Origin of the sequence: Bradyrhizobium sp. WYCCWR 12699 (assembly GCF_032144035.1) — a bacterium.
Classification (GTDB): domain Bacteria; phylum Pseudomonadota; class Alphaproteobacteria; order Rhizobiales; family Xanthobacteraceae; genus Bradyrhizobium.
On record NZ_JAVTJN010000005.1, the window covers coordinates 284,582 to 308,485 of the forward strand.

Annotated in this window: 18 protein-coding genes; 13 read left to right on the forward strand and 5 right to left on the reverse strand. The window is 64.6% G+C overall.

The window, feature by feature from the left end; genetic code table 11:
* The first annotated feature begins 68 nt into the window (after positions 1–68).
* The 4 genes from pimD (at position 69) to RPS27_RS06055 (ending at position 4,597) form a co-directional block, all read left to right on the forward strand.
* A complete protein-coding gene (gene pimD, locus RPS27_RS06040) occupies positions 69–1,211 on the forward strand; it encodes a pimeloyl-CoA dehydrogenase small subunit (protein WP_212067856.1) in 1,143 nt (380 codons plus the stop codon).
* 149 nt (positions 1,212–1,360) lie between these two features.
* On the forward strand, positions 1,361–2,134 hold the full coding sequence (locus RPS27_RS06045) for an SDR family NAD(P)-dependent oxidoreductase (RefSeq protein WP_211415842.1): 774 nt from the start codon (positions 1,361–1,363) through the stop codon (positions 2,132–2,134).
* A gap of 266 nt (positions 2,135–2,400) precedes the next feature.
* Positions 2,401–3,906: a glycerol kinase GlpK gene (glpK, locus tag RPS27_RS06050; protein ID WP_313753931.1), complete on the forward strand. Its 1,506-nt coding sequence runs from the start codon at positions 2,401–2,403 to the stop codon at positions 3,904–3,906.
* A 97-nt stretch (positions 3,907–4,003) separates the two neighbouring features.
* Entirely contained in the window at positions 4,004–4,597 is a 594-nt protein-coding gene (locus RPS27_RS06055) for a GNAT family N-acetyltransferase (RefSeq protein ID WP_212067858.1), read from the forward strand.
* 220 nt (positions 4,598–4,817) lie between these two features.
* On the opposite strand, the gene RPS27_RS06060 is transcribed toward RPS27_RS06055, so the two are convergent.
* Entirely contained in the window at positions 4,818–5,771 is a 954-nt protein-coding gene (locus tag RPS27_RS06060; protein WP_212067859.1) for a threonine/serine dehydratase, read from the reverse strand.
* A gap of 63 nt (positions 5,772–5,834) precedes the next feature.
* On the opposite strand from RPS27_RS06060, the gene RPS27_RS06065 reads away from it, so the two are divergent.
* Together RPS27_RS06065 and RPS27_RS06070 are read left to right on the forward strand one after the other, a co-directional pair.
* The gene (locus RPS27_RS06065; RefSeq protein ID WP_024340569.1) at positions 5,835–6,137 is read left to right on the forward strand and encodes an ArsR/SmtB family transcription factor; all 303 of its coding nucleotides are present in this window, start codon (positions 5,835–5,837) and stop codon (positions 6,135–6,137) included.
* Positions 6,138–6,268: 131 nt separating this feature from the next.
* Positions 6,269–6,898, forward strand: coding sequence for a glutathione S-transferase family protein (locus RPS27_RS06070; RefSeq protein WP_212067860.1), 630 nt, complete (start codon positions 6,269–6,271; stop codon positions 6,896–6,898).
* A gap of 355 nt (positions 6,899–7,253) precedes the next feature.
* On the opposite strand, the gene metH is transcribed toward RPS27_RS06070, so the two are convergent.
* Together metH and metF are read right to left on the reverse strand one after the other, a co-directional pair.
* Entirely contained in the window at positions 7,254–11,102 is a 3,849-nt protein-coding gene (gene metH / locus RPS27_RS06075; RefSeq protein ID WP_212067861.1) for a methionine synthase, read from the reverse strand.
* A gap of 6 nt (positions 11,103–11,108) precedes the next feature.
* The gene (gene metF, locus RPS27_RS06080) at positions 11,109–12,029 is read right to left on the reverse strand and encodes a methylenetetrahydrofolate reductase [NAD(P)H] (protein ID WP_212067862.1); all 921 of its coding nucleotides are present in this window, start codon (positions 12,027–12,029) and stop codon (positions 11,109–11,111) included.
* Positions 12,030–12,410: 381 nt separating this feature from the next.
* Between metF and RPS27_RS06085 the strand changes: the two genes are divergently transcribed.
* On the forward strand, positions 12,411–13,424 hold the full coding sequence (locus RPS27_RS06085) for an LLM class flavin-dependent oxidoreductase (RefSeq protein ID WP_212067863.1): 1,014 nt from the start codon (positions 12,411–12,413) through the stop codon (positions 13,422–13,424).
* A 124-nt stretch (positions 13,425–13,548) separates the two neighbouring features.
* Here RPS27_RS06085 and RPS27_RS06090 read toward each other — a convergent pair whose 3' ends face one another.
* Together RPS27_RS06090 and RPS27_RS06095 are read right to left on the reverse strand one after the other, a co-directional pair.
* On the reverse strand, positions 13,549–14,409 hold the full coding sequence (locus RPS27_RS06090; RefSeq protein WP_194404487.1) for a prephenate dehydratase: 861 nt from the start codon (positions 14,407–14,409) through the stop codon (positions 13,549–13,551).
* Positions 14,410–14,447: 38 nt separating this feature from the next.
* The gene (locus tag RPS27_RS06095) at positions 14,448–15,188 is read right to left on the reverse strand and encodes a 3-deoxy-manno-octulosonate cytidylyltransferase (protein ID WP_194404486.1); all 741 of its coding nucleotides are present in this window, start codon (positions 15,186–15,188) and stop codon (positions 14,448–14,450) included.
* 219 nt (positions 15,189–15,407) lie between these two features.
* On the opposite strand from RPS27_RS06095, the gene RPS27_RS06100 reads away from it, so the two are divergent.
* The 6 genes from RPS27_RS06100 (at position 15,408) to RPS27_RS06125 (ending at position 23,901) form a co-directional block, all read left to right on the forward strand.
* Positions 15,408–15,962 (forward strand): c-type cytochrome, encoded by a 555-nt coding sequence (locus RPS27_RS06100; protein ID WP_211415853.1) that lies wholly within the window; start codon positions 15,408–15,410, stop codon positions 15,960–15,962.
* A gap of 210 nt (positions 15,963–16,172) precedes the next feature.
* Positions 16,173–18,068 carry an extracellular solute-binding protein gene (locus RPS27_RS06105; protein WP_212067864.1) on the forward strand — a complete coding sequence of 632 codons (1,896 nt, stop codon included), beginning with the start codon at positions 16,173–16,175 and terminating at the stop codon, positions 18,066–18,068.
* Positions 18,069–18,082: 14 nt separating this feature from the next.
* A complete protein-coding gene (locus RPS27_RS06110) occupies positions 18,083–19,969 on the forward strand; it encodes an extracellular solute-binding protein (RefSeq protein ID WP_212067865.1) in 1,887 nt (628 codons plus the stop codon).
* A 2-nt stretch (positions 19,970–19,971) separates the two neighbouring features.
* Positions 19,972–21,081 (forward strand): microcin C ABC transporter permease YejB, encoded by a 1,110-nt coding sequence (locus tag RPS27_RS06115; protein ID WP_194404482.1) that lies wholly within the window; start codon positions 19,972–19,974, stop codon positions 21,079–21,081.
* The gene (locus RPS27_RS06120) at positions 21,081–22,259 is read left to right on the forward strand and encodes an ABC transporter permease (protein ID WP_194404481.1); all 1,179 of its coding nucleotides are present in this window, start codon (positions 21,081–21,083) and stop codon (positions 22,257–22,259) included. Before RPS27_RS06115 ends, RPS27_RS06120 begins: the two co-directional genes overlap by 1 nt.
* Before the next feature lie 4 nt (positions 22,260–22,263).
* Entirely contained in the window at positions 22,264–23,901 is a 1,638-nt protein-coding gene (locus RPS27_RS06125; protein ID WP_211415856.1) for an ABC transporter ATP-binding protein, read from the forward strand.
* Positions 23,902–23,904: the final 3 nt, after the last annotated feature.

Consider the following 23,904-nt stretch of genomic DNA (forward strand, 5'->3'; position numbering starts at 1 on the left):
CCGGGTCCGGCCCTTCGGGCCATCCCGGAATGACGAAGCCAAATAAGTCCGGGTACGAGGAAAGAGAAATGGATTTTGATCTGAACGAGGAGCAGCGGCTTCTCAAGGAAAGCATCGACGGCCTGCTGACCGACTCCTACGATTTCGAGAGCCGCAAGAAATACATGGCGGAGAAGGGCGGCTGGAGCAAAACCGTCTGGCTCAAGCTCGCCGAGCAGGGCCTGCTCGGCCTGCCGTTCAGCGAGGCCGATGGCGGCTTCGGCGGCGGCGGCGTCGAGACCATGATCGTGATGGAGGCGCTCGGCAAGGCGCTGGTGCTGGAGCCGTATCTGGCAACGGTCGTGATCGGCGGCGGCTTCCTGCGCCATGCCGGCTCCGATGCGCAGAAGGCCGCGCATGTGCCAGGGATCATCGACGGCAGCAAGACGCTGGCGTTCGCCCAGCTCGAGAAGAACTCGCGCTACGATCTGTTCGACGTCTCGACCACGGCGAAGAAGAAGGGCGACGGCTGGATCATCGACGGCGAGAAGTTCGTCGTGCTCAACGGCGAGAACGCCGACACGCTCGTCGTCACCGCGCGCACCAAGGGTGAGCGCCGCGACAAGACCGGAATCGGCGTGTTCCTGGTGCCGGCGAATGCCAAGGGCGTGACGAAGAAGTCCTACCCGACGCAGGACGGCCTGCACGCCGCCGACATCACCTTCACCGGTGTCGAGGTCGGCGCCGATGCCGTGCTCGGCAATCCCGACGACAGCCTCGCGTTGATCGAGCGGGTGGTCGACGAAGCCCGCGTCGCGCTCTGCGCCGAGGCGGTCGGCTTGATGGACGAGTCGCTCAAGACCACCGTCGAGTACATCAAGACCCGAAAGCAGTTCGGCGTCGCGATCGGTTCGTTCCAGTCGCTGCAGCACCGCGCCTCCGACATGTTCGTCGCGGCCGAGCAGGCCCGCTCGATGTCGATGTTCGCCACCATGGCGAACGATTTCGACAACGCCAAGGAGCGCAGCAACGCGATCGCCGCGGCCAAGGTGCAGATCGGCAAGTCGCTGAAATTCGTGGGACAGCAGGCGATCCAGCTCCACGGCGGCATCGGCATGACCATGGAGGCGAAGATCGGCCACTACTTCAAGCGCCTCACCATGATCGAGAACTCGTTCGGTGATACCGACTACCACCAGCGCCGCGTCGCCGACGCGGGCGGGTTGGTCTAGCCACGCTGTCATCCCGGGGCGCGCGTAGCGCGAACCCGGGATCCATCGGGCGGCAGTACGCGCGGTGAAATGGATTCTCAGGTGCGCACTTGCGCACCATAGCTCGCGAGTTCGTCGCGCCCCGGAATGACCAGGAAGAAGGCGAACAAATGAAAAACACCCCGTTCGATCTCACCGGCAAGGTCGCCGTGGTCACCGGCTCCAGCCGCGGCATCGGCCGCTCCTCCGCCGAACTCCTTGCCAGGCTCGGCGCCAAGGTGGTCGTCTCCTCGCGCAAGGCCGACGCCTGCCAGGAAGTCGCCGACGGCATCATCGCGGCCGGCGGCGATGCCACCGTCATCCCCTGCAACATCGCCCGCAAGGCCGAGGTCGAGGCACTGATCGCAGGCGCCACCAAGCATTACGGCAAGATCGACATCCTCGTCTGCAACGCCGCCGTCAATCCCTATTACGGCCCGCTGCTCGACATCACGGACGAAGCCTTCGACAAGATCATGGGCTCGAACGTCAAGAGCAACATCTGGCTCTCCGCGCTCGCCATCCCGCAAATGGCGGAGCGCGGCAAGGGCTCCGTGGTCATCATCTCCTCGATCGGCGGCCTGCGCGGCTCCACCGTGATCGGTGCCTACGGCATCTCCAAGGCGGCCGATTTCGCGCTGTGCCGCTCGCTCGCCGGCGAGTGGGGCCCGAAAGGCGTCCGCGTCAACTGCATCGCACCGGGCCTCGTCAAGACCGATTTCGCCCGCGCGCTCTGGGAAGACGAAGCCAATCTGAAGCGCCGCACCGCCACCACCCCGCTCCGCCGCATCGGCGAACCCGACGAAATCGCCGGCGCCGTAGCCTACCTCGCCTCGGACGCATCGAGCTTCATGACCGGACAGACCATCGTCATCGACGGCGGTGTGACCACGGCGGCGGTGTAGGCCTGCTTTCCCTCTCCCCTTGTGGGAGAGGGTGGATCGCCGCGCAGCGGCGAGACGGGTGAGGGGTCTCTCTCCGCGTGTGGCCCCCTCTCGCATTATTCTTCGCCGATAGAACCCCTCATCCGGCGCTTCGCGCCACCTTCTCCCACAAGGGGAGAAGGGAAGTAGCCGCTCGCCTGCATCCAACCTTGACCTTGCCGCCCTAATCCGCTCCCTTTGGCGCGACTTGATGACCCCTCCAGGGAAAACCGCCAAGGTAAGCCGCCATGTCTTTCGTCCTTGCCATCGACCAGGGCACCACCTCCTCGCGTGCGATCGTGTTCCGCGGCGATATCTCGATTGCTGCCAAAGCGCAGCAGGAATTCCCGCAGCATTTTCCGGCTTCGGGCTGGGTGGAGCACGAGCCGGAGGACATCTGGACCTCGACGGTGATGGTCTGCCGCGAGGCGATCGAGCAGGCCGGCATCAGCGCGAAGGACATCGCCGCGATCGGCATCACCAACCAGCGCGAGACCACGGTGGTGTGGGACCGCGCCACCGGGCAGGCCGTGCACCGCGCCATCGTCTGGCAGGACCGCCGCACCGCCGACATTTGCGCCAAACTGAAGGCGGAAGGCCGCGAGCCCGTGATCTCGCAGAAGACCGGCCTGATCATCGATCCCTATTTCTCCGGCACCAAGGTCGCGTGGATCCTCGACCACGTTCCCGGCGCCCGCGCGCGCGCCGCCCGCGGCGAGCTGATGTTCGGCACCGTCGATTGCTACCTGCTCTGGCGCCTCACCGGCGGCAAGGTGCACGCCACCGACGCCACCAACGCATCGCGCACGCTGCTGTTCAACATCCACACCGGCCAGTGGGACGACGAGCTCTTGGAGATCATCGGCGTGCCGCGCTCGATGTTGCCCGAGGTGAAGGATTCCTCCGCCCGCTTCGGCGAGAGCACGCCCGATCTGTTCGGTGGCGCCATCGCCATCTCCGGCATCGCCGGCGACCAGCAGGCGGCGACCATCGGTCAAGCCTGCTTCCGCCCGGGCATGATGAAGTCGACCTACGGCACCGGCTGTTTTGCCCTGCTCAACACCGGCACCACGCCGGTTGTCTCCAAGAACAAGCTGCTGACCACCGTTGCCTATCAGCTCGAGGGAAAACGCACCTACGCGCTGGAAGGCTCGATCTTCGTGGCGGGCTCAGCGGTGCAATGGCTGCGCGACGGTCTCGGCATTATCAAGCACGCCGCCGAGACCGGACCGCTCGCCGACCAGTCCGACTCCATGCAGAGCGTCTATCTCGTTCCCGCCTTCGTCGGCATGGGCGCGCCCTACTGGAATCCGCGCGTGCGCGGCGCGCTGTTCGGCCTCACCCGCAACACCGGCCCCGCCGAGCTCGCCCACGCCGCGCTGGAAAGCGTCTGCTACCAGACCTTCGATCTCTGGGCTGCGATGCGCGCGGATTGGCCGAGCTCGGAGACCGCCAGCGTCGTGCTCCGCGTCGACGGCGGCATGACGGCATCGGACTGGACCATGCAGCGTCTCGCCGATCTCCTGGATGCCCCCGTCGACCGCCCCGTGATCCAGGAGACCACGGCGCTGGGCGCCGCCTATCTCGCCGGCCTCAACGCCGGCGTCTATCCCGAGCCGACGAAGTTCGCCGACAATTGGCGATTGGAGCACCGCTTCAAGCCGAACATGAGCCAGGCGACACGCGAGCGGAAGCTGGCGGGGTGGGCAAGGGCGGTGAAGGGCGTGCTGGCGAGCGACGAGGGGGGCTCGTAGCCCGGATGGAGCGCAGCGAAATCCGGGACTGCTGTCGCTTGTGGCACAAATCCCGGATTGCACTTCGCTCCAACCGGGCTACACGGTGTGAGAACAAATGACTCTCCCCGACGGCTATTCCGATGTCCCCGCCGGCAAGATCGCCGCCGTCGTCACCCATCTGGAAATGACCGCACGGCCCGCGCGCCGCGACGATCCGCCCGGCGCGTGGTCGCTGCGCAAGGCCGATGCCCCTGCACTTGATTGGTACCGCGATCTCTTCCGCCGCGTCGGCGAGGACTGGCTATGGTTCTCGCGCGCCCGCATGAGCGACACAGAGCTCGCAGCAATCATCCACGCCCCGGATATCGAGGTCTATGCACTGGTCGCAGACGGCCGCGACGAAGGCCTGCTCGAGCTCGACTTCCGCGAGCCCGGGCAGTGCGAGCTGGCCTATTTCGGGGTCACCTCTGGCCTGATCGGCACCGGCGCCGCCCGCTTCCTGATGAACCGCGCGCTGGAGCGCGCCTGGTCGCGCGACGTCCGCCGCGTCTGGGTCCACACCTGCACGCTCGATCATCCCTCCGCCGTTGCCTTCTACCAGCGCTCCGGCTTCCGCCCGTTCCGCCGCCAGATCGAGATCGCCGACGACCCGCGCCTCGACGGGACGGCACGGCGCGATGCGGCGCGGCATGTGCCGATCATTGAGTAGTGCGGCTGCGTCCCGACTGTCATTGCGAGGAGCTCTTGCGACGACGCAATCCAGAATCCCTCCGCGGAGGGAGTCTAGATGCTCTGCTATGCTTGCAATGACGCAGCAAGGCGTCGCGGTCGCGTTTCCAATTGTTGGAGCAATTCGCGATAGCGTCGTATGCCGAATGGAGCGGTTATCAGGATCAATGGGCGCCACCCCCGATCCTGCCATCCTCGGGCTAGCTATCGAAATTCACCGCCGTCGTATTCGCCCCACAAACCAACACCGCGACGCGTTCGGTGGGTGAGGGACGATAGCGGCCGGAGAGCACCGCGGCAAAGGCGGCTGCACCGCCGGGCTCGGCCACGAGGCGCAGATGCGACCACAGCGCGGCCTGGGCCTGCCGGATCGCATCGTCGCTGACCAGGACGACGCGCTCGACATGGGCGCGCGCGATCGGAAACATCAGTTCGCCGACGCGCCGTGGCGCAAGGCTGTCGGCGGCAAGACCGCCGGCCGGCGCATCGACCGGGGCGCCCGCTTCGAACGCCGTGTGCAGGGTTGGCGATTGCTCCGGCTCGACCGCGACGATGCGCGTCCTGCCGGCGTACCACGCCGCAATGCCGCCGATCAGTCCGCCGCCACCGACCGCCACCAGCAGCGTGTCGATGCCGGGCGCATCCTGCTCCAATTCCAGTCCGACGCTGCCCTGGCCGAGCAGGGTTTCGGCCTGGTCATAGGCATGGACGGCCAGCGCGCCGGTCTGGGCGACATGTGCCTCGCTCGCGGCGAGCGCATCGGCGTAGCGGTTGCCCGCGATCACGAGCTTGGCGCCATAATTTCGAATGCGCTCGGCCTTGGCCGGCGAGGTGATGTCAGGCACGAAGATCGTGGCGGGAAGGCCGAGCCGCTGCGCCGCATAGGCCACGGCCGCGCCGTGATTGCCGCCGGACGCGGCGACGACACCGGCCTGCGGCACCGGCCGCAGCAACAGATTGGCGAAGGCGCCGCGCGCCTTGAACGATCCGGAATGCTGCAGCATCTCGAGCTTGAGCGTGAGAGGCGCCCCGGGCAGGCCGAAATCGGCGAGATCGGCCTGAACAAGCGGCGTACGCCTGACATGCGGGCGGATGACGGCCTCGGTCGCCGCAATCCGCTCCCGCGTGATGTCGATGTCCATTGTCGCTGTCATGATGCCCTCCAGACTAGCGTAAGGGAGAGTTGACTTCAATTAGGTAATTAGCAAAATGGCTAAATGAAATTTGCCGTTGCCTTGCGCGCGCTCGCCAACGAACGCCGCCTGCAGATCCTGGAATGGCTGCGGGATCCCCGGAAGCATTTTCGCGAGCAGGCCGATGGCGACCTGGTCGAGGACGGCGTCTGCGGATTGCTGATCGCCGAAAAGCTCGGCGTCAGCGCGCCGACTGTGAGCGAGCACATGCGGGTGCTGACATCGGCCAAGCTGGTGCGCGCCAAGCGGATCAAGCAGTGGACGATGTACAAGCGCAACGAGACGGCCATCGCTGCGATCAAGCGATCGATCCAGGACGGGCTTTGACCGCGTGACGCTGTCTCTCGCGTCGTTGCAGCCGGCGCAACGCACCATTTCCAAGATATCTGTTGCGCCGCACCGAGCTGGTCGTGGAGACTGATCGGCCCTGCCTCGTCCAACCGGGAAGCGCGAGAACCATGTTCCTGATCGGCCAATATGATTCCCCCTTCGTCCGCCGCGTCGCGATTGCGCTGCGGCTCTACGGCCTCGCCTTCGAGCACAAGCCGTGGTCGACTTTCGGCGACGCCGACAAGATCGCGCCGTACAATCCGCTGCGCCGGGTGCCGACCCTGGTGCTCGACGACGGCGAGGCGCTGATCGAGAGCACGATCATCTTGGATTATCTCGACGACCTCGTCGGCGCCGAGAAGGCGATGCTGCCGCGCAGCGGCACCGAGCGGCGCAAGCATTTGCGCATCTGCGCGCTCGCGTCCGGCCTTGGCGACAAGGCGGTGAGCCTGCTTTATGAACGCGTGCTGCGGAAGGAGCAGCTCGCGCTATGGGTCGAGCGTTGCCAGGCGCAGATCGGCGACGTCCTCAAGGTGCTCGAGGCTGAGCGCTCCAAGGTGACGACGCCATACTGGCTGGGTGAGCGCATTGGCCACGCCGACGTCGCGGTGGCCTGCGTCGTCCGCTTCACCCGCGAGGCGCATCCGCAGCTGTTCGATGCCTCGCGTTATCCAGCCCTGAGCGCGCATGCCGAGCGCTGCGAGGCCTTGCCGCCCTTCAAGGAGATCGTGCAGCCGCTGGCCCCGCCGAAGGGGTGAGGCACTCTCGTGTCCCGGACGCGGCGTAGCCTAGGCGATGCGTAGCATCGTCCGGTAACGCTGCGCCGCAGAGCCGGGACCCAGGGGACTCGGATTGCTTGGAGATGTAGGCCCCGGCTCTGCAGCGCACCGCTTTGCGTTGCGCTGCGTCCGGGGCACGAAACCGAGCGCAAGGTGAAGGGCGCGCCTATCCGCCGGAGTGCGAAGACCGCCACAGCAGCCGATGATGCAATCCTACCCCTGTTTTGCCCGACGCCGCAAACGCGGCTCCGACGCGCCCGAAATCACTCAACCTTTTCAACCCCATTCTACTGTGCATGGGGTTGTTTTCGCATTTTCTGTTTGGCAGGCGGGCCTATCCCGCCCCTGCGCGCTTCTTCTGCCAGACCAGGTGCACCGCGCAGGTGCAGCCCGGCGGGTGGGAGGCAAGGTCCTTTGACGTCTCGTCGTTCGCCGCCGTTGCCGCAAAGGCGTTGTCGGTCTGTTGCGACGGGATGTAGTTCAGCACCGGCGCGAGCCAGCGCTCGGTCTCCGCGACGCTCATGCCCTTGCGCGCGGCATAGTCCTCGACCTGATCGCGCTCGATCTTGCCGACGCCGAAATAATAGCTCGCAGGGTTTGCGAAATAGAGCCCGGACACGCTGGAGCCCGGCCACATCGCAAAGCTCTCGGTCAGCTTCACGCCGCAGGTCGCTTCCGCATCGAGCAGCTCGAACAGCGTCGCCTTCTCGGTGTGATCGGGCTGCGCGGGATAGCCCGGCGCCGGGCGGATGCCCTGATACTTCTCCAGGATCAGGTCTTCGGTGGACAGCGCCTCGTCCGGCGCATAGGCCCAGAACTCGCGGCGCACGCGGGCATGCATGCGCTCGGCAAAGGCTTCGGCGAGCCGGTCGGCCAACGCCTTGCACAGGATCGAGGAGTAGTCGTCATTGGCCATCTTGAAGCGATCGGCGACGGCGTCCTCGCCGATCCCTGCGGTAACGACGAAGCCGCCGATATAGTCGGGCACGCCGGCGGGCGCGACGAAGTCGGCAAGCGCGGCGTTGAAGCGGCCCTCGCGCTTCTCGAGTTGCTGGCGCAGCGTGTGCAGCGTCGCGATCTTCTTCTTGCGGCTCTCGTCGGCAAAGAGCGCGATGTCGTCGCCTTCGGCGTTTGCCGGCCAGAAGCCGATCGTCGCGCGCGCCCGGAACCACTTTTCCTTCACGATGATGTCGAGCATCTTGCGTGCGTCGTCATAGAGCGAGCGCGCGACCTCGCCGACCTTGGCATCGTCGAGAATCGCGGGGAAGCGGCCGGCGAGCTCCCATGTCTGGAAGAACGGCGTCCAGTCGATGCAGTCGACGAGCTCGGCGAGATCGTAATCGTCAAAACTCCTGATGCCGAGGAAGGTCGGCTTCACCGGCTTGTTCGCGGTGAAATCGACCGGCACGCGGTTGGCGCGGGCGGCGGCGAGCTTCAGCCGCTTCTTGTCGGCCTGCGCGCGCAGATGCGCGTCCGAGATCTTTGCGTATTCGGCGCGCACCTCGGCGGCATAGGCCTCGCGCTTCTCGGGCGAGAGCAGCGAGGAGGCGACGCCGACGGCGCGGCTGGCGTCGTTGACATGGACGACGGGACCGGCGCGATAGCTCGGGTCGATCTTGACCGCCGTATGCACGCGGCTCGTGGTGGCGCCGCCGATCAGGAGCGGCAGCTTGAGGCCCTCGCGCTGCAATTCGCCGGCGAAGAACGCCATCTCGTCGAGCGAGGGCGTGATCAGGCCGGAGAGCCCGACGATGTCGGCCTTCTCCGCCTTCACGGTCTCGACGATCTTGGCGGCGGGCACCATCACGCCGAGGTCGATGACCTCGAAATTGTTGCACTGGAGCACGATGCCGACGATGTTCTTGCCGATGTCGTGGACGTCGCCCTTGACGGTCGCGAGCACGATCTTGCCGGCGGACGAGGAGCCTTCCGTGCCGATGCCGTTCGCAAGGTTGCGCGCCTTCTCCTCTTCCATGAACGGCATCAGCCAGGCCACCGCCTGCTTCATCACGCGCGCGGATTTCACCACCTGCGGCAGGAACATCTTGCCGTCGCCGAAGAGATCGCCGACGACGTTCATGCCGGCCATCAGCGGGCCCTCGATCACGTCGAGCGGGCGCGAGGACTTCTTGCGGGCTTCCTCGGTGTCTTGCTCGATGAATTCGGTGATGCCGTGGACCAGCGAATGCGACAGCCGCTTCTCGACCGGCCATTCGCGCCAGGCGAGATCGGCTTCCTTGGTCTGGGTCTTGTTGCCGCGGAATTTCTCCGCCAGCGCCAGCAGACGCTCGGACGCGCCCGGATCGCGATTGAGGACGACGTCCTCGCACACCTGGCGCAGTTCGGCATCGATGTCGTCATAGACGATCATCTGGCCGGCATTGACGATGCCCATGTCCATGCCGGCCTTGATGGCGTGATACAGGAACACCGAGTGCATGGCCTCGCGCACCGGCTCGTTGCCGCGGAACGAGAACGAGAGGTTGGAGACGCCGCCCGAGATGTGCGCGCCCGGCAGGTTCTGCCGGATCCAGCGCGTCGCCTCGATGAAGTCGACGCCGTAGTTGTTGTGTTCTTCGATGCCGGTCGCGATCGCGAAGATGTTGGGATCGAAGATGATGTCCTCGGGCGGGAAGCCGACCTTGTTCACCAGGATGTCGTAGGCGCGCTTGCAGATCTCGGTCTTGCGCGCAAACGTATCGGCCTGGCCGACCTCGTCGAACGCCATCACCACCACGGCCGCGCCATGGCGGCGGGCGATCTTGGCCTCAAAGATGAACTTCTCCTCGCCCTCCTTCATCGAGATCGAATTGACGACCGGCTTGCCCTGCACGCATTTCAGGCCGGCTTCGATCACCGAGAATTTCGAGGAATCGACCATCACGGGGACGCGGGCGATGTCGGGTTCGGCGGCGACGAGGTTGAGGAAGGTCACCATCGCGGCTTCGGAATCGAGCAGCCCCTCGTCCATGTTGACGTCGATGATCTGCGCACCGTTCTCGACCTGGTCGCGTGCGACCTGGAGCGCTGCGGTATAGTCGCCGGCGGTGATCAGCTTGCGGAAGCGGGCGGAGCCGGTGACGTTAGTGCGCTCGCCGACGTTCACGAACGGGATCGCATCAGTCAGGATGAACGGCTCCAGGCCGGATAGCCGCAAGCGCGGTTCGATCTCCGGCACGATGCGCGGCTTGTGCGGGGCAACGGCGGCGGCGATCGCTGCGATGTGCTCCGGCGTGGTGCCGCAGCAGCCGCCGACGATGTTGACGAGGCCGTCGCGGGCGAATTCGCCGACGAGGCGCGCCATGTATTCCGGCGTCTCGTCGTACTGGCCGAACTCGTTGGGCAGGCCGGCGTTCGGATAGGCGCAGACGAGCGTATCGGCGACGCGGCCGATATCCGCGATATGCGCGCGCAAATCTTCGGCGCCGAGCGCGCAGTTGAAGCCGATGGTGACGGGTTTTGCGTGCCGCACCGAATTCCAGAACGCCTCCGGCATCTGGCCCGAGAGCAGGCGACCGGACTTGTCGGTGATGGTGCCCGACACCATTACGGGCATGTCGATGCCGCGCGCTTCGGTAATCTCGGCGATCGCATAGAGCGCCGCCTTGGCGTTCAAGGTGTCGAAGATGGTCTCGACCAGCAGCAGATCGACGCCGCCGTCGAGCATGCCGTTGATCTGTTCGCCGTAGGATTTGCGCAGATCGTCGAAGGTGACGGCGCGATAGCCGGGATTGGACACATCAGGCGAGATCGAGGCGGTGCGGTTGGTCGGGCCGATGGCGCCGGCGACGAAGCGCGGCTTGCCGTCCTCGGCCTCGACGCGGCGGGCGGCATTGCCGGCGAGGCGGGCGCCTTCGCGCGCCATCTCGTAGACGATGTCGGTGAGGTCGTAATCGGCCTGCGCGATCGAGGTGGTCGAGAAGGTGTTGGTCGCAACGATGTCGGCGCCGGCGCGCAAATAGGCCGCGTGGATGTCCTCGATCGCCTGCGGCTGGGTCAGGATCAACAGGTCATTGTTGCCGCGCAGGTCGCGATGGAAATTCTTGAAGCGCTCGCCGCGGAAGGCGGCTTCGTCGAACTGCAGGTTCTGGATCATCGTGCCCATGGCACCGTCCAGCACGAGAATACGCTCGCGCGCGGCATTCAGGAGGGCAGTTCGTTTGGCGGAAACGGGTACGGTCATTGTCTGTCACGCAGCCTTCTGGGCGCTCTTGGCGCGAATGCCGAGCAAATGGCTGATCGCGAACACGAGATCGGCACGGTTCATGGTGTAGAAATGGAAGGTGTCGACGCCGTGCTTGGCGAGCTTCTGCACCTGGCCGGCTGCGACGGTCGCGGCCACCAGTTTCCGCGTTTCGGCATCTTCGTCGAGGCCTTCGAATTTCGCGGCGAACCAGTCCGGCACGGTGGTGCCGGCGCGGGTGACGAAATTGCGCGCCTGCTTGAAATTGTGCATGGGCATGATGCCCGGCACGATCGGGATGTTGATGCCGCGGGCGCGGACGCGATCGAGATAGCGGAAGTAGAGGTCGTTATCGAAGAACACCTGGGTGATCGCGCGCGTCGCGCCCGCATCCACCTTGGCCTTGAGCGTGTCGATATCATCATCGAAGTCGCGCGCCTCGGGGTGCTTCTCGGGATAGGCCGAGACCGACACCTCGATGTCGGCATGCCGCTTCTTGATCCCCGCGACGAGTTCGGCCGAGCTCTGATAGCCGTCGGGATGGCTCGCATAGGGCGTGCCGATGCCGCCGGCGGGATCGCCGCGCAGGCCCACGATGTGCCGGACGCCGACCTCGTGATAGCGGTCGACGATCTCGTCGATCTCGCCGCGCGAGGCGCCGACGCAGGTCAGATGCGCCGCCGGCAGCAGCGCGGTCTCCTTCAGGATGCGGGCGATGGTCGAATGGGTCCGCTCACGGGTCGAGCCGCCGGCGCCGTAGGTCACCGAGACGAATTTCGGGTCGAGCGGGGCGAGCCGGTTGATCGTCTCCCAGAGATTGCGCTCCATCTCTTCCGTCTTGGGCGGAAAGAACTCGAAGGAGATCGCAGGCCGCTTCAGGTGCCCGTCTTGCCCGTCGGCCCGGGCAGATGTCGTCAGTTCGGTCATGGCACCACTCACTCCAGATTTTGGCGGCCGGCGGTCAGGTCTCGCTTGTGCACACGATAGGCTAAAGGCGGGTTGACCGACAGCCCATCCAAGATGGGAAATGGCCCACTTACGCCAGAAATACTGGAGTTATTTGTCATATTTAGATCTGGGTGGGATATCACCGTTTCAAGTAAAATAAAATAATATCAGTAGTTTAGTCTGTAGAGATGCGGATCTTGGAGGATTAGAACTAGTGGGCAGAATGGTTTAAGTGTTATCTAGACGTTAATTGGCCCATCGAGCTGCTTCGGCGGCCGCTCCGGCTCGCGGTCCGGCACACGTCAGACCTGCGCAGCCGACCCATTGTCGCCGCGCGGCCCTCCGTTACCTTATGCCGCCATGATCCCGCTCTCCGTCCTCGACCTCTCCGTCGTCACCACAGGCACCAAGCCGGCCGCGGCGCTGCGCAACAGCATCGACCTGGCGCGCCATGTCGACGGCCTCGGCTACGTCCGTTACTGGCTCGCCGAGCACCACAACCTTGCCTCGGTCGCGAGCCCGGCACCCGACGTCATGATCGGCCAGATCGCGGCAGTGACGACGCATATCCGCGTCGGCTCCGGCGGGGTGATGCTCCCCAATCACGCGCCGCTTGTGGTGGCCGAGCGCTTCAAGATGCTGGAGGCGCTGTTTCCGGGCCGTATCGACCTCGGCCTCGGCCGCGCGCCCGGCACCGACGGTGCGACGGCTTATGCGCTGCGTAGCCGGCTCGACCGCCGCGAGGGCGACGATTTCCTGGAGCGGCTGCACGAACTGATCCTGTGGCAGACGCGCGACTTCCCCTCAGGTCATCCCTACAACAACGTCGTGGCGATGCCCGACGATACGCCGTTGCCGCCGATCTGGCTGCTCGGCTCCAGCGACTATTCGTCGGAATTGGCGGCGCAGGTCGGCATGGGCTTCGCCTTCGCCCATCATTTCGCGTCCCACGATGCGATCGACGCGATGGTGCATTACCGCAACCGTTTTCAGCCCTCGGCCTGGAGCGCGAGCCCGCACGCGATCCTCGCCGTCGCAATCATCACGGCGGACACGGATGAGGAGGCCGAAAAGCTCGCCACCTCGTTCGATCTCAACCGCCTGCGCCGTGACCGCGGCCAGTATCTTCCGCTGCCGAGCGTCGAGGAGGCGCTGGCCTATCCTTATACCGACTCCGAGCGCACCTCGATCCTGCGCAACCGTTCCCGCCTGTTCGTCGGCAGCCCCGCCACGGTGCAGAGGAGGCTGCAGCCGCTGATCGACGCGAGCAAGCCGGACGAATTGATGGTGATCACCGCCGTGTACGATCACGAGGCGCGGAAGAAATCGTATTCGCTGCTGGCGGAGGCGTTCGGGCTCAAAGCAGCCACTTAGAAATTCTCGTGCCCCGGACGCAGCGCAACACGCAGTGATGCGCCGCTGAGCCGGGGCCTATCGCGCCTGTGAGTGTTGCCGCTCCTGGGTCCCGGCTCGCGCTTCGCGCGTCCGGGACACGCGACTAATCCTGCTGCGCTTCGCTGAACGTCGCGCGGAACGGGTGTCCCGGATACACGCCGACGATGCGGAATTCGCGCGAGAAGAACTTCAGCTCCTCGATGGCGAACGCCAGGCCCTTGTCCTCGGGGTGTCCGTCGACGTCGGCATAGAATTGCGTGGCGAAGAAATTGCCGTCGACCATGTAGCTTTCGAGCTTGGTCATGTTGACGCCGTTGGTGGCAAAGCCGCCGAGCGCCTTGTAGAGCGCGGCCGGCAAATTGCGCACTCGGAAGACGAACGTCGTGACCAGCGGGCCGGAGCCCTGCGCCGCCCATTTCGGCTCACGCGCCAGCACCACGAAGCGTGTGGTGTTGTGCGCCTCGTCCTCGATGTCCTCGGCGAGGATGTCGAGGCCGTAGATCTTCGCGGCGAGGCGCGAGGCGATCGCGGCGACTGTCTTGTCCTTGCGCTCGGAGATGTCGCGGGCGCTCCCGGCGGTGTCGGCGTGCACGATCGGCTTGATGCCGAGCTTGCGGATGATACGGCGGCACTGGCCGAGCGCATGGACATGGCTCTCGACGCTCTTGATATCTTCGATTTTGGTCCCCTTCACCGCCATCAATTGATGCCGAACGGGGAGAAACCATTCGCCGATGATGAAGAGGCCGGAGGCCGGCAAGAGATGATGGATGTCGGCGACGCGGCCGGCGACCGAGTTCTCGATCGGGATCATGCCGAGATCGGCCTCGCCCGACGAGATCGCCGACAGCGCGTCCTCGAAGGTGGCGCAGGGCATCGGCTCGGCGTCGGGATAGGCCTCGACGATGGCGATGTGGGAATTGGCCCCGGGCTCGCCCTGGAATGCGATTTTCAGCTTGCTCATGTCTCAAAAGTGCTCCTGCGGCGCCTTGTAGCAGCCGCTCAGGATTTGGAAAGGATGCTGCGCGCGGTTTCGAGATCGGGCGGCGTGTCGACGCCGCGGGGCACGCTGTCGACGATCATGATGTCGATGCGCATGCCGGCTTCAACCGCGCGGAGCTGCTCCAGGCTTTCCTGGCGCTCGAGCGGCGAAGGCGGCAGCGCCACGAACCGCTCCAGTGCCGCACGGCGGTAAGCATAGAGGCCGATATGGTGGTAACGCGGTCCGTTGCCGTAAGGCGCGGTGGCGCGCGTGAAATAAAGTGCCCGCAACCGCCGCGGCCCGATCGGCGAGCCGATGGCTTTCACGACGCTCGGGGCGAGGTCCTCCTCCTCGGTGTGGATCTGCGAGGCCAGCGTCACGATGTCGACCGCGGGTTCGGAAAAGGGCGGCAGCACCTCGCGGATGGTCTGTGGCGTGATGGTCGGGAAATCGCCCTGCAGGTTGATCACGATCTCGGCCTTGCCCTCGGGGTCGAGCTTCTGCATGGCCTCGTGGATGCGGTCCGAACCAGAGGGGTGGTCGGCGCGCGTCATCACGGCCTCGCCGCCATGAGCGGTGACGACGGAGGCGATCTCCGGCGTGTCGGTTGCGACCGCGACCCGGCCGATGGCAGCGGCCTCGGCGCGGCGCAGCACGTGCACGATCATCGGCAGGCCCGCGATATCGGCGAGCGGCTTGCCGGGCAGGCGGGTGGCGGCCATGCGGGCCGGGATCAGCACCAGAATGCGAGGATCGATCATCGGGACAAGAGCCTGGAAACAGGGCGTTTTCCGCGCCGGGAAATGGAGTGGGGATGGGTTGCCAGCCGGGTCGCTTATACGGGTTGCCAGACCCCGGGCAAACCGATATCTCAATGGCAAAACTCGGGGAAACGATAGGGAACGATTGATTCTCCCGAGGCTCGTCCTGGCGGCCGCCCGGCCGCCCGATTCTTCTTGCGGTGTGGGGCCTGGCCGGAAATGGACTCTTTCGAACTCAATAAGATTCTTGGTGCCGTGCTCGGCACCTGTCTCCTTCTGCTGGTGACGAGCTTCACCGCGAATGCGCTGTTCTCGCCCAAGATGCCGGAAAAGCCGGGCTTTGAAATCGCCGTGAAGGAAGATGCCGGCCATGGCAAGGAAGGCGGCGCCTCCGCTGCCGCCTCCGAGCCGATCGAAAAGCTGCTCCAGACCGCCTCGGTCGAAAAGGGTGCCGCCGCCGCCAAGAAGTGCGGCGCCTGCCACACCTTCGAGAAGGGCGGGCCGAATCGCGTCGGTCCGAACCTCTATGGCGTGGTCGGCGAGGCCAGGGGCGAGGGCCGCAACGGCTTCAACTTCTCGGCTGCAATGAAGGCCAAGGGCGGCACCTGGACCTTCGACGACCTCAACAAGTTCATCGCAAATCCGAAGGGCTTCATCCCGGGCACCGCGATGGGCTTCGCCGGTATTCAGAAGGATTCCGAGCGCGCCGACGTCATTGCCTATCTGAATTCGCTGTCGGAGCATCCTCAGCCGCTGCCGACCGCGTCGAAGTAAGGCCTCAAGAACCTGTCTTGGAAGAAGCGGCCAGGCTGAAAAGCCTGGCCGTTTCCGTATCGGGGCCTCCCGGTGAATTTATCGGGGCGTTTGGTCGCATCTAGCGGGCGACCGGCCTTCCAAGATGAGGAAAAAGCAACATGTTCGGTCGAAACCTCGCCTATATTGGGAACTTAAAGGAGTAGCCTCCTTCAAGACAGGGATGTTGATTTGGCCATTACCCGACGCGATCTCCTGCTCACCGGCACTGCGGCCGCAGCGCTTCCCGTCCTCGGTTCCGTGGCGGGCGTTCCCGTCGGCTCGGCGCATGCGCAATCATCCGAGCTGCCCTGGCGCCACGCGCTGTCCCTGTTCGGGAAGGTCAAGTACCCCGCAGATTTCAAGCGCTTCGACTACGTCAATCCGGAAGCGCCCAAAGGCGGAATCGCCCGCCAGATCGCCGTCGGCACCTTCGACAATTTCAACATCGTCGTGTCGGGTGTGAAGGGACAGATCGCCGGTGCCGTCGCATTTATCTACGAATCCCTCACGACGGCCTCGCTCGACGAGGTCTCGACCGAATACGGCGCGCTGGCCGAGGCCGTCAGCCATCCCGATGATTTCTCCTTCGTCACCTACCGCTTGCGGCCGCAAGCCAAGTGGCACGACGGCAAGCCGGTCACCCCGGATGACGTGATCTTCTCGCTCGATTCCTTCAAGAAGCACCACCCGATGTACTCGGCCTATTACAGCCATGTGGTCCGGGCCGAGAAGGTCGGCGAGCGCGAGGTGAAGTTCGTGTTCGACGCGCCGGGCAACCGCGAGCTGCCGCAGATCGTGGGCCAGCTCACGGTCCTGCCGAAGCATTGGTGGGAGGGGACCGACGCCCAGGGCCGCAAGCGCGATGTGTCCGCCACCACGCTCGAAGTGCCGCTCGGCTCCGGCCCCTACAAGATCAAGGACTTCGTTGCGGGACGCTCGATCGCGCTGGAGCGGGTTAGGGAATATTGGGGCCGCGATCTGCCTGCCAATGTGGGTCGCAACAATTTCGACGAGCTGCGCTACGAATATTTCCGCGACGCCACCGTGGCGATCGAGGCTTTCAAGGCCGACCAGGTCGACTGGCGCACCGAGAACAGCGCGAAGAATTGGGCGACCGCCTACGACTTCCCGGCCGTCAGCGAAAAGCGCGTGATCCTCGAGGAATTTGCCAATCGCAGCTCGGGCGTGATGCAGGCCTTCGTGCCGAATCTGCGCCGCGGCAAGTTCAGCGATCCGCGCGTACGTCGCGCGCTCAACTACGCGTTCGACTTCGAGGAGATGAACAAGCAGATCTTCTTCGGCCAGTACAAGCGCATCAGCAGCTATTTCGACGGCATCGACGAGCTCATGGCAACCGGCCTGCCGCAGGGCAAGGAGCTCGAGATCCTCGAAACCGTCCGCGCCCAGGTCCCGCCTGAAGTCTTCACCACCGCCTATACCAATCCGGTCGGCGGCAGTCCGGAAGCCGTGCGCGACAATCTGCGCGAGGCGCTGCGCCTGTTCAAGGAGGCCGGCTACGAGGTGCGCGACCGCAAGCTGATCGACGTCAAGACCGGCGCCCAGTTCACCCTCGAACTGCTGAATTCGGATCCGAGCTTCGAGCGGATCACGCTGTTCTACAAGCCGTCCCTGGAGCGGCTCGGCATTGCCGTCAGCGTGCGGACGGTTGACCCGACCCAGTACGAGAACCGGACGCGCGAGTGGGATTTCGACATCGTCACCAATTCGTGGGGCGAGTCGCAGTCGCCGGGCAACGAGCAGCGCGAGTTCTGGTCGTCCAAGACGGCCGACATCGCCGGCTCCCGCAACATCGCCGGCATCAAGAATCCCGCGATCGACAAGCTGATCGAGCGGGTCATCTATGCCAGTGATCGCGACGATCTCGTCGCGGCAACCAAAGCGCTGGACCGTGTGCTGCTGTGGAATCACTACGTCGTGCCGCAGTGGAATTATCCAAAGGTGCGCACCGCGCGCTGGGACCGCTTCGGCCGGCCGGCGGAATTGCCCAAATATGGTCAGTCCGGCTTCCCGTTCATCTGGTGGTACGACGCAGACAAGGCGGCGCGGATCGCAAAGAAGTCGTGAAGGATATTCCCCGCATGACGCAGATGTCACGCCGCCATGTGCTGACCATTGGTGTCGGCGGCGCCCTCGGGGTGTCGCTGGGGGCGCGGTCGATCCGTGGCGCGCATGCATCGGAAGCCGGGATTGAGTCTCACGGCCTCTCGGCCTTCGGCGATCTCAAATATCCCGCCGACTTCCACCATTTCGACTACATCAATTTGAATGCGCCAAAGGGCGGCACGTTCTCGCTGATCCCGTCGGTGCGCGCCTATAACCAGTCCTACCAGACCTTCAACTCGCTCAACGCCTTCATCCTCAAGGGCGACGGCGCGCAAGGCATGGACATGACCTTCGCGCCGCTGATGGTGCGCGCGAATGACGAGCCCGATGCGATGTACGGGCTTGCCGCCAAATCCGTGCAGATCTCGCCGGACAGACTGGTCTACCGCTTCACGATGCGGCCGGAGGCGAAATTCCATGACGGCACGAAGCTCACCGCGCATGATGCGGCGTTTTCGCTGACGGCGCTGAAGGCCAAGGGGCATCCCCTGATCCTCGTGCAGCTGCGCGATATGGTCAGCGCGGAAGCGGCCGACGCCGCGACGCTCGTCGTCACCTTTGCCAAGGGGCGGGCGCGCGACGTGCCGCTCTATGCCGCGAGCCTGCCGATCTTCTCGAAGGCGTATTACGCCGCTCACCCGTTCGACGAATCGTCGCTCGAGATCCCGCTCGGTTCGGGTCCGTACAAAGTCGGCAAGTTCGAGGTCAATCGCTACATCGAATATGAGCGGGTGAAGGATTGGTGGGCCGCCGATCTGCCGCCCTGCCGCGGCACCTATAATTTCGACGTCGTGCGCTATGAATTCTATCGCGATCGCGACGTCGCCTTCGAAGGCTTCACCGGCAAGAACTATCTCTACCGCGAGGAGTTCACGTCACGCATCTGGGCGACGCGCTATGATTTCGCCGCCGTCAAGGAGGGGCGCGTCAAGATGGAAGTCGTGCCCGACGAGACGCCGTCGGGCGCGCAGGGCTGGTTCATCAACACGCGACGTGAAAAATTCAGGGACCCGCGCGTGCGCGAGGCCCTGATCGATGCTTTCGACTTCGAATGGACCAACAAGACCATCATGTACGGCGCTTATGCCCGTACGGTGTCGCCGTTCCAGAACTCCGATCTCATGGCGAGCAGCGGGCCTCCGTCCCCGGAAGAGCTGAAGCTGCTGGAGCCATTCCGCGGCCAGGTTCCGGACGAGGTGTTCGCCGCGCCCTTCGCGCCGCCGGTTTCCGACGGCTCGGGACAGGATCGCGCTCTCCTGCGCAAGTCGCAGCAGCTGCTCAACGAAGCTGGCTATCCGATAAAGGATGGCAAGCGCATGCTGCCGAGCGGGGAGGTGTTCAAGATTGAATTCCTGGCCGAGGAGCCTTCGCTCCAGCCGCATCACGCGCCCTATATCAAGAATTTGGCGACGCTCGGCATCGAAGCGAGCCTCCGTCTCGTCGATGCCGTGCAATATCGCGCACGCGTGGAAGATTTCGACTTCGACATGACGATCCAGCGCTTCAGCATGTCGGCGACCCCTGGCGATGCCATGCGCGCGTTCTTCTCCTCGCAGGTCGCGAACACCAAGGGCTCTTACAATCTCGCTGGAGTCGCCAGCCCGGCGATCGATGCCATGATCGAGAAGATCATGGCGGCCGACAGCCGCGAGGAATTGACCGTGGCCTGCCGCGCCTTCGATCGCTTGTTCCGCGCGGGCCGCTATTGGGTGCCGCAATGGTACAACAAGACGCACCGGCTGGCTTATTGGGACCAGTTCGGCCATCCGCCAAAGCTGCCGCGTTACGCCAATGGCGTCGGCGCGCCCGACATCTGGTGGCATGAACCCGCCAAGGCCGCCAAGCTCGAGCAGGCGAAATAATCATGAGCGCCTATATCGCCCGCCGCATCCTCCTGATGATCCCGACGCTGCTCGGAATCCTCTTCGTGTCCTTTATCGTCGTGCAGTTCGCGCCGGGCGGCCCCGTCGAGCGCGTGATCGCGCAACTTTCCGGCGCCGACACCGGCGGCACTTCGCGCATTTCGGGCGGCAGCGACTTTGCGCAGCGTGCGCCGGGGCAAGTCGGTGCCGGCGGCGATGCCATCAACTCGAAATACCGCGGCGCGCAGGGCCTCGACCCTGATTTCATCAAGAAGCTCGAGGCCCAGTTCGGCTTCGACAAGCCCGCGCCGGAACGTTTCGCGCTGATGGTGTGGAATTTCGCGCGCTTCGATTTCGGCAAGAGCTATTTCCGCGACGTCAGCGTGCTCCAGCTCATCAAGGAGAAGCTGCCGGTCTCGATCTCGCTCGGCATCTGGCTGACGCTGATCACCTATCTGATCTCGATCCCGCTCGGCATCCGCAAGGCGGTGAAAGACGGCACGCGCTTCGACACCTGGACATCGACCATTCTCGTGCTGGGCTATGCCATTCCCGGCTTTCTGTTCGCGATCCTCCTGATCATCCTGTTTGCCGGCGGCTCTTTCTTCAACTGGTTTCCGCTGCGCGGACTGACCTCGGACGGCTGGTCGCAGTTTCCCTGGTACTGGAAGATCATCGACTATTTCTGGCATCTGACGCTGCCGCTGATCGCCATGGGGCTTGGTGCGTTCACCACCATGACGTTCCTGACCAAGAACTCGTTCCTGGACGAGATTCGCAAGCAATACGTCATGACCGCGCGCGCCAAGGGCTGTAGCGAGGGCCGGGTGCTCTACGGCCATGTCTTCCGCAACGCCATGCTGATCGTGATCGCGGGCTTCCCCGGCACCTTCATCCACGCCTTCTTCTCGGGCTCGCTTCTGATCGAGACCATCTTCTCACTGGACGGGCTGGGGCTGCTCAGCTTCGAGAGCGTGCTCAACCGCGACTATCCCGTGGTGTTCGGCACGCTCTACATCTTTTCGCTGGTCGGCCTCGTGATCAATTTGGTCTCCGACCTGACCTATATGTGGATCGACCCCCGGATCGATTTCGAGGCGCGGGAGGTCTGATGACGATCACTGCGCCGACGCCGATTGAAACAACAGCGAAGTCGCCCCTCGGCGATGCCGTTCCCATCACGCGCAAGCCCTTCGCGCCTTCGCCGCTCAACCGGCGGCGCTGGCAGAACTTCAAGGCCAATCGCCGCGGCTACTGGTCGTTCTGGATCTTCATCACCCTGTTCGTGGTCTCGCTTTTCGCCGAGTTGATCGCCAACGATCGACCGTTCCTGATCAAGTTCGACGGTCATCTCTATTGGCCCGCTTTCGTGACCTATTCGGAAACGACCTTCGGCGGTGATTTCGAGACGGCGGCCGACTATCGCGACCCCTATTTGCAGAAGCTGATCAAGGACAAGAACGGCAGCATCGTCTGGCCGCTGATCCGCTATTCCTACGACACCCACAATCTCGACCTGCCGACGCCGGCGCCGTCGCCGCCGACCTGGATGCTGACCGAAAAGCAGTGTCAGCCGGTCGTGGAGAAGAAGGGCCTGAAGAGCTGCCGCGACCTCGAATATAACTGGCTGGGCACCGACGATCAGGGCCGCGACGTCGTCGCCCGGCTGATCTATGGCTTCCGCATCTCGGTGCTGTTCGGCCTTTGCCTCACCATCGTCTCGTCCGTCATCGGCATCGCAGCAGGCGCGGTGCAGGGCTATTTCGGCGGTCGGGTCGATCTGATCTTCCAGCGTTTCATCGAGATCTGGACGGCGATCCCTTCGCTCTATCTGCTGCTGATCCTGTCCTCGGTGCTGGTGCCCGGCTTCTTCGTGCTGCTCGGTATCCTCCTCTTGTTCTCCTGGGTCTCGCTGGTCGGCCTCGTGCGGGCCGAATTCCTGCGCGGACGCAATTTCGAATACATCCAGGCGGCGCGGGCGCTCGGCGTCTCCAACCCGGTCATCATGTTCCGCCACCTGCTGCCGAATGCGATGGTGGCGACCATGACGTTCCTGCCTTTCATCGTGTCGAGCTCGGTGATGACACTGACGGCGCTGGATTTCCTGGGCTTCGGCCTGCCGCCGGGCTCACCCTCGCTCGGCGAATTGCTGTCGCAGGCCAAGTCCAATGTGCAGGCCCCCTGGCTCGGCTTCTCCGGCTTCTTCTCGGTCGCGATCATGCTGTCGCTCCTGATCTTCATCGGCGAAGCCGTGCGCGACGCCTTCGATCCGCGCAAGACGTTCAGGTAAGGTCATGGACGCGATCAACCAGCCCCTGCTTGCCGTTCACGACCTCTCGGTGGCTTTCCACCAGGGCGGCGCCACCACGCTCGCGGTCGACAAGGTCTCGTTCCAGATCAAGCGCGGCGAGTGCCTCGCGCTGGTCGGCGAGTCCGGCTCCGGCAAGTCGGTCAGCGCACTCTCGATCCTCAAGCTGCTGCCCTATCCGAACGCCTCGCATCCCTCGGGCAGCATCCGCTTCAAGGGGCAGGAGCTGATCGACCGCTCCGAGCCAGAGATGCGGGAGATCAGAGGCAGCGACATCTCCATCATCTTCCAGGAGCCGATGACCTCGCTCAATCCGCTGCACACGATCGAGGCGCAGATCGGCGAGATCATTCAGCTGCACAATCCGACCAGCAATGCGCAGGCGCGAAAGCGGACGCTGGAGCTGTTGACGCAAGTCGGCATCCCCGAGCCCGAGACGCGGCTGAACAGCTATCCGCACCAGCTGTCCGGCGGTCAGCGCCAGCGCGTGATGATCGCGATGGCGCTAGCCAACGAGCCGGATCTGTTGATCGCGGACGAGCCGACCACCGCGCTCGACGTCACCGTGCAGGCGCAGATCCTGGCGCTGCTCGCCGAAATCCGCTCGCGACTCGGCATGAGCCTGCTCTTCATCACCCACGATCTCGGCATCGTGCGCCGCATCGCCGACACCGTCTGTGTCATGAAGAACGGCGAGATCGTCGAGCAGGGGCCGGTCGAGCAGGTCTTCAAGGCACCGAAGCATCCCTATACGCGCGATTTGCTCGCGGCGGAGCCCAAACCGGATCCGGCGCCGCCGCAGCCGGATGCGCCGGTGGTGATGTCGGCGGATGATTTGAAGGTCTGGTTTCCGATCAAGCGCGGCCTGATGCGCAAGACGGTCGGCCACATCAAGGCGGTCGACGGCGTCAGCATCGCGGTGCGCAAGGGCGAGACGCTCGGCGTCGTCGGCGAATCCGGCTCGGGCAAGACTACGCTGGGACTGGCGCTGTTGCGCTTGATCTCCTCGAACGGGCGTATCGTGTTCCTGGGAAATGACATCCAGGGCCTGCGCTTCAAGGAGATGCGCCCCTTCCGGCGCGACATGCAGATCGTGTTCCAGGATCCGTTCGGCTCACTCTCGCCGCGCATGTCGGTCGCCGACATCATCGCCGAAGGTCTCACCGTTCATCAGCCAAATCTGTCGCGCGAGGAGCGCGAGGTGCGCGTCGTCAAGGCGCTGGAAGACGTCGGGCTGAAGCCCGACACCCGCTACCGCTATCCCCACGAGTTCTCCGGCGGCCAGCGCCAGCGCATCTCGATCGCACGCGCGGTGGTGCTCGAGCCGGATTTCGTCGTGCTGGACGAGCCGACCAGCGCGCTCGACATGCTGTTCCAGGCGCAGATGGTCGATCTGCTGCGCGAGCTGCAGCGCAAGCGCGAACTCACCTACATGTTCATCTCGCACGATTTGCGCGTCGTCGCATCGCTGGCGAGCCATTTGATCGTGATGCGCGGCGGCAAGGTCGTGGAAGAGGGGCAGGCCGCCGAGCTGTTCAAGAATCCGAAGACGGACTACACGCGTGCGTTGTTCGCGGCGGCGTTCCGGCTGGAGACTGCCGGGAACGGGTCGGTGGCGACGTAAGCC

What these genes read in the sequence shown, in the direction of transcription:
- pimD (WP_212067856.1), top strand. Translation starts at nt 69, where the DNA reads ATGGATTTTGATCTGAACGAGGAGCAGCGGCTTCTCAAGGAAAGCATC.
- RPS27_RS06045 (WP_211415842.1), top strand. Translation starts at nt 1,361, where the DNA reads ATGAAAAACACCCCGTTCGATCTCACCGGCAAGGTCGCCGTGGTCACC.
- glpK (WP_313753931.1), top strand. Translation starts at nt 2,401, where the DNA reads ATGTCTTTCGTCCTTGCCATCGACCAGGGCACCACCTCCTCGCGTGCG.
- RPS27_RS06055 (WP_212067858.1), top strand. Translation starts at nt 4,004, where the DNA reads ATGACTCTCCCCGACGGCTATTCCGATGTCCCCGCCGGCAAGATCGCC.
- RPS27_RS06060 (WP_212067859.1), bottom strand. Translation starts at nt 5,771, where the DNA reads ATGACAGCGACAATGGACATCGACATCACGCGGGAGCGGATTGCGGCG.
- RPS27_RS06065 (WP_024340569.1), top strand. Translation starts at nt 5,835, where the DNA reads ATGAAATTTGCCGTTGCCTTGCGCGCGCTCGCCAACGAACGCCGCCTG.
- RPS27_RS06070 (WP_212067860.1), top strand. Translation starts at nt 6,269, where the DNA reads ATGTTCCTGATCGGCCAATATGATTCCCCCTTCGTCCGCCGCGTCGCG.
- metH (WP_212067861.1), bottom strand. Translation starts at nt 11,102, where the DNA reads ATGACCGTACCCGTTTCCGCCAAACGAACTGCCCTCCTGAATGCCGCG.
- metF (WP_212067862.1), bottom strand. Translation starts at nt 12,029, where the DNA reads ATGACCGAACTGACGACATCTGCCCGGGCCGACGGGCAAGACGGGCAC.
- RPS27_RS06085 (WP_212067863.1), top strand. Translation starts at nt 12,411, where the DNA reads ATGATCCCGCTCTCCGTCCTCGACCTCTCCGTCGTCACCACAGGCACC.
- RPS27_RS06090 (WP_194404487.1), bottom strand. Translation starts at nt 14,409, where the DNA reads ATGAGCAAGCTGAAAATCGCATTCCAGGGCGAGCCCGGGGCCAATTCC.
- RPS27_RS06095 (WP_194404486.1), bottom strand. Translation starts at nt 15,188, where the DNA reads ATGATCGATCCTCGCATTCTGGTGCTGATCCCGGCCCGCATGGCCGCC.
- RPS27_RS06100 (WP_211415853.1), top strand. Translation starts at nt 15,408, where the DNA reads ATGGACTCTTTCGAACTCAATAAGATTCTTGGTGCCGTGCTCGGCACC.
- RPS27_RS06110 (WP_212067865.1), top strand. Translation starts at nt 18,083, where the DNA reads ATGACGCAGATGTCACGCCGCCATGTGCTGACCATTGGTGTCGGCGGC.
- RPS27_RS06115 (WP_194404482.1), top strand. Translation starts at nt 19,972, where the DNA reads ATGAGCGCCTATATCGCCCGCCGCATCCTCCTGATGATCCCGACGCTG.
- RPS27_RS06120 (WP_194404481.1), top strand. Translation starts at nt 21,081, where the DNA reads ATGACGATCACTGCGCCGACGCCGATTGAAACAACAGCGAAGTCGCCC.
- RPS27_RS06125 (WP_211415856.1), top strand. Translation starts at nt 22,264, where the DNA reads ATGGACGCGATCAACCAGCCCCTGCTTGCCGTTCACGACCTCTCGGTG.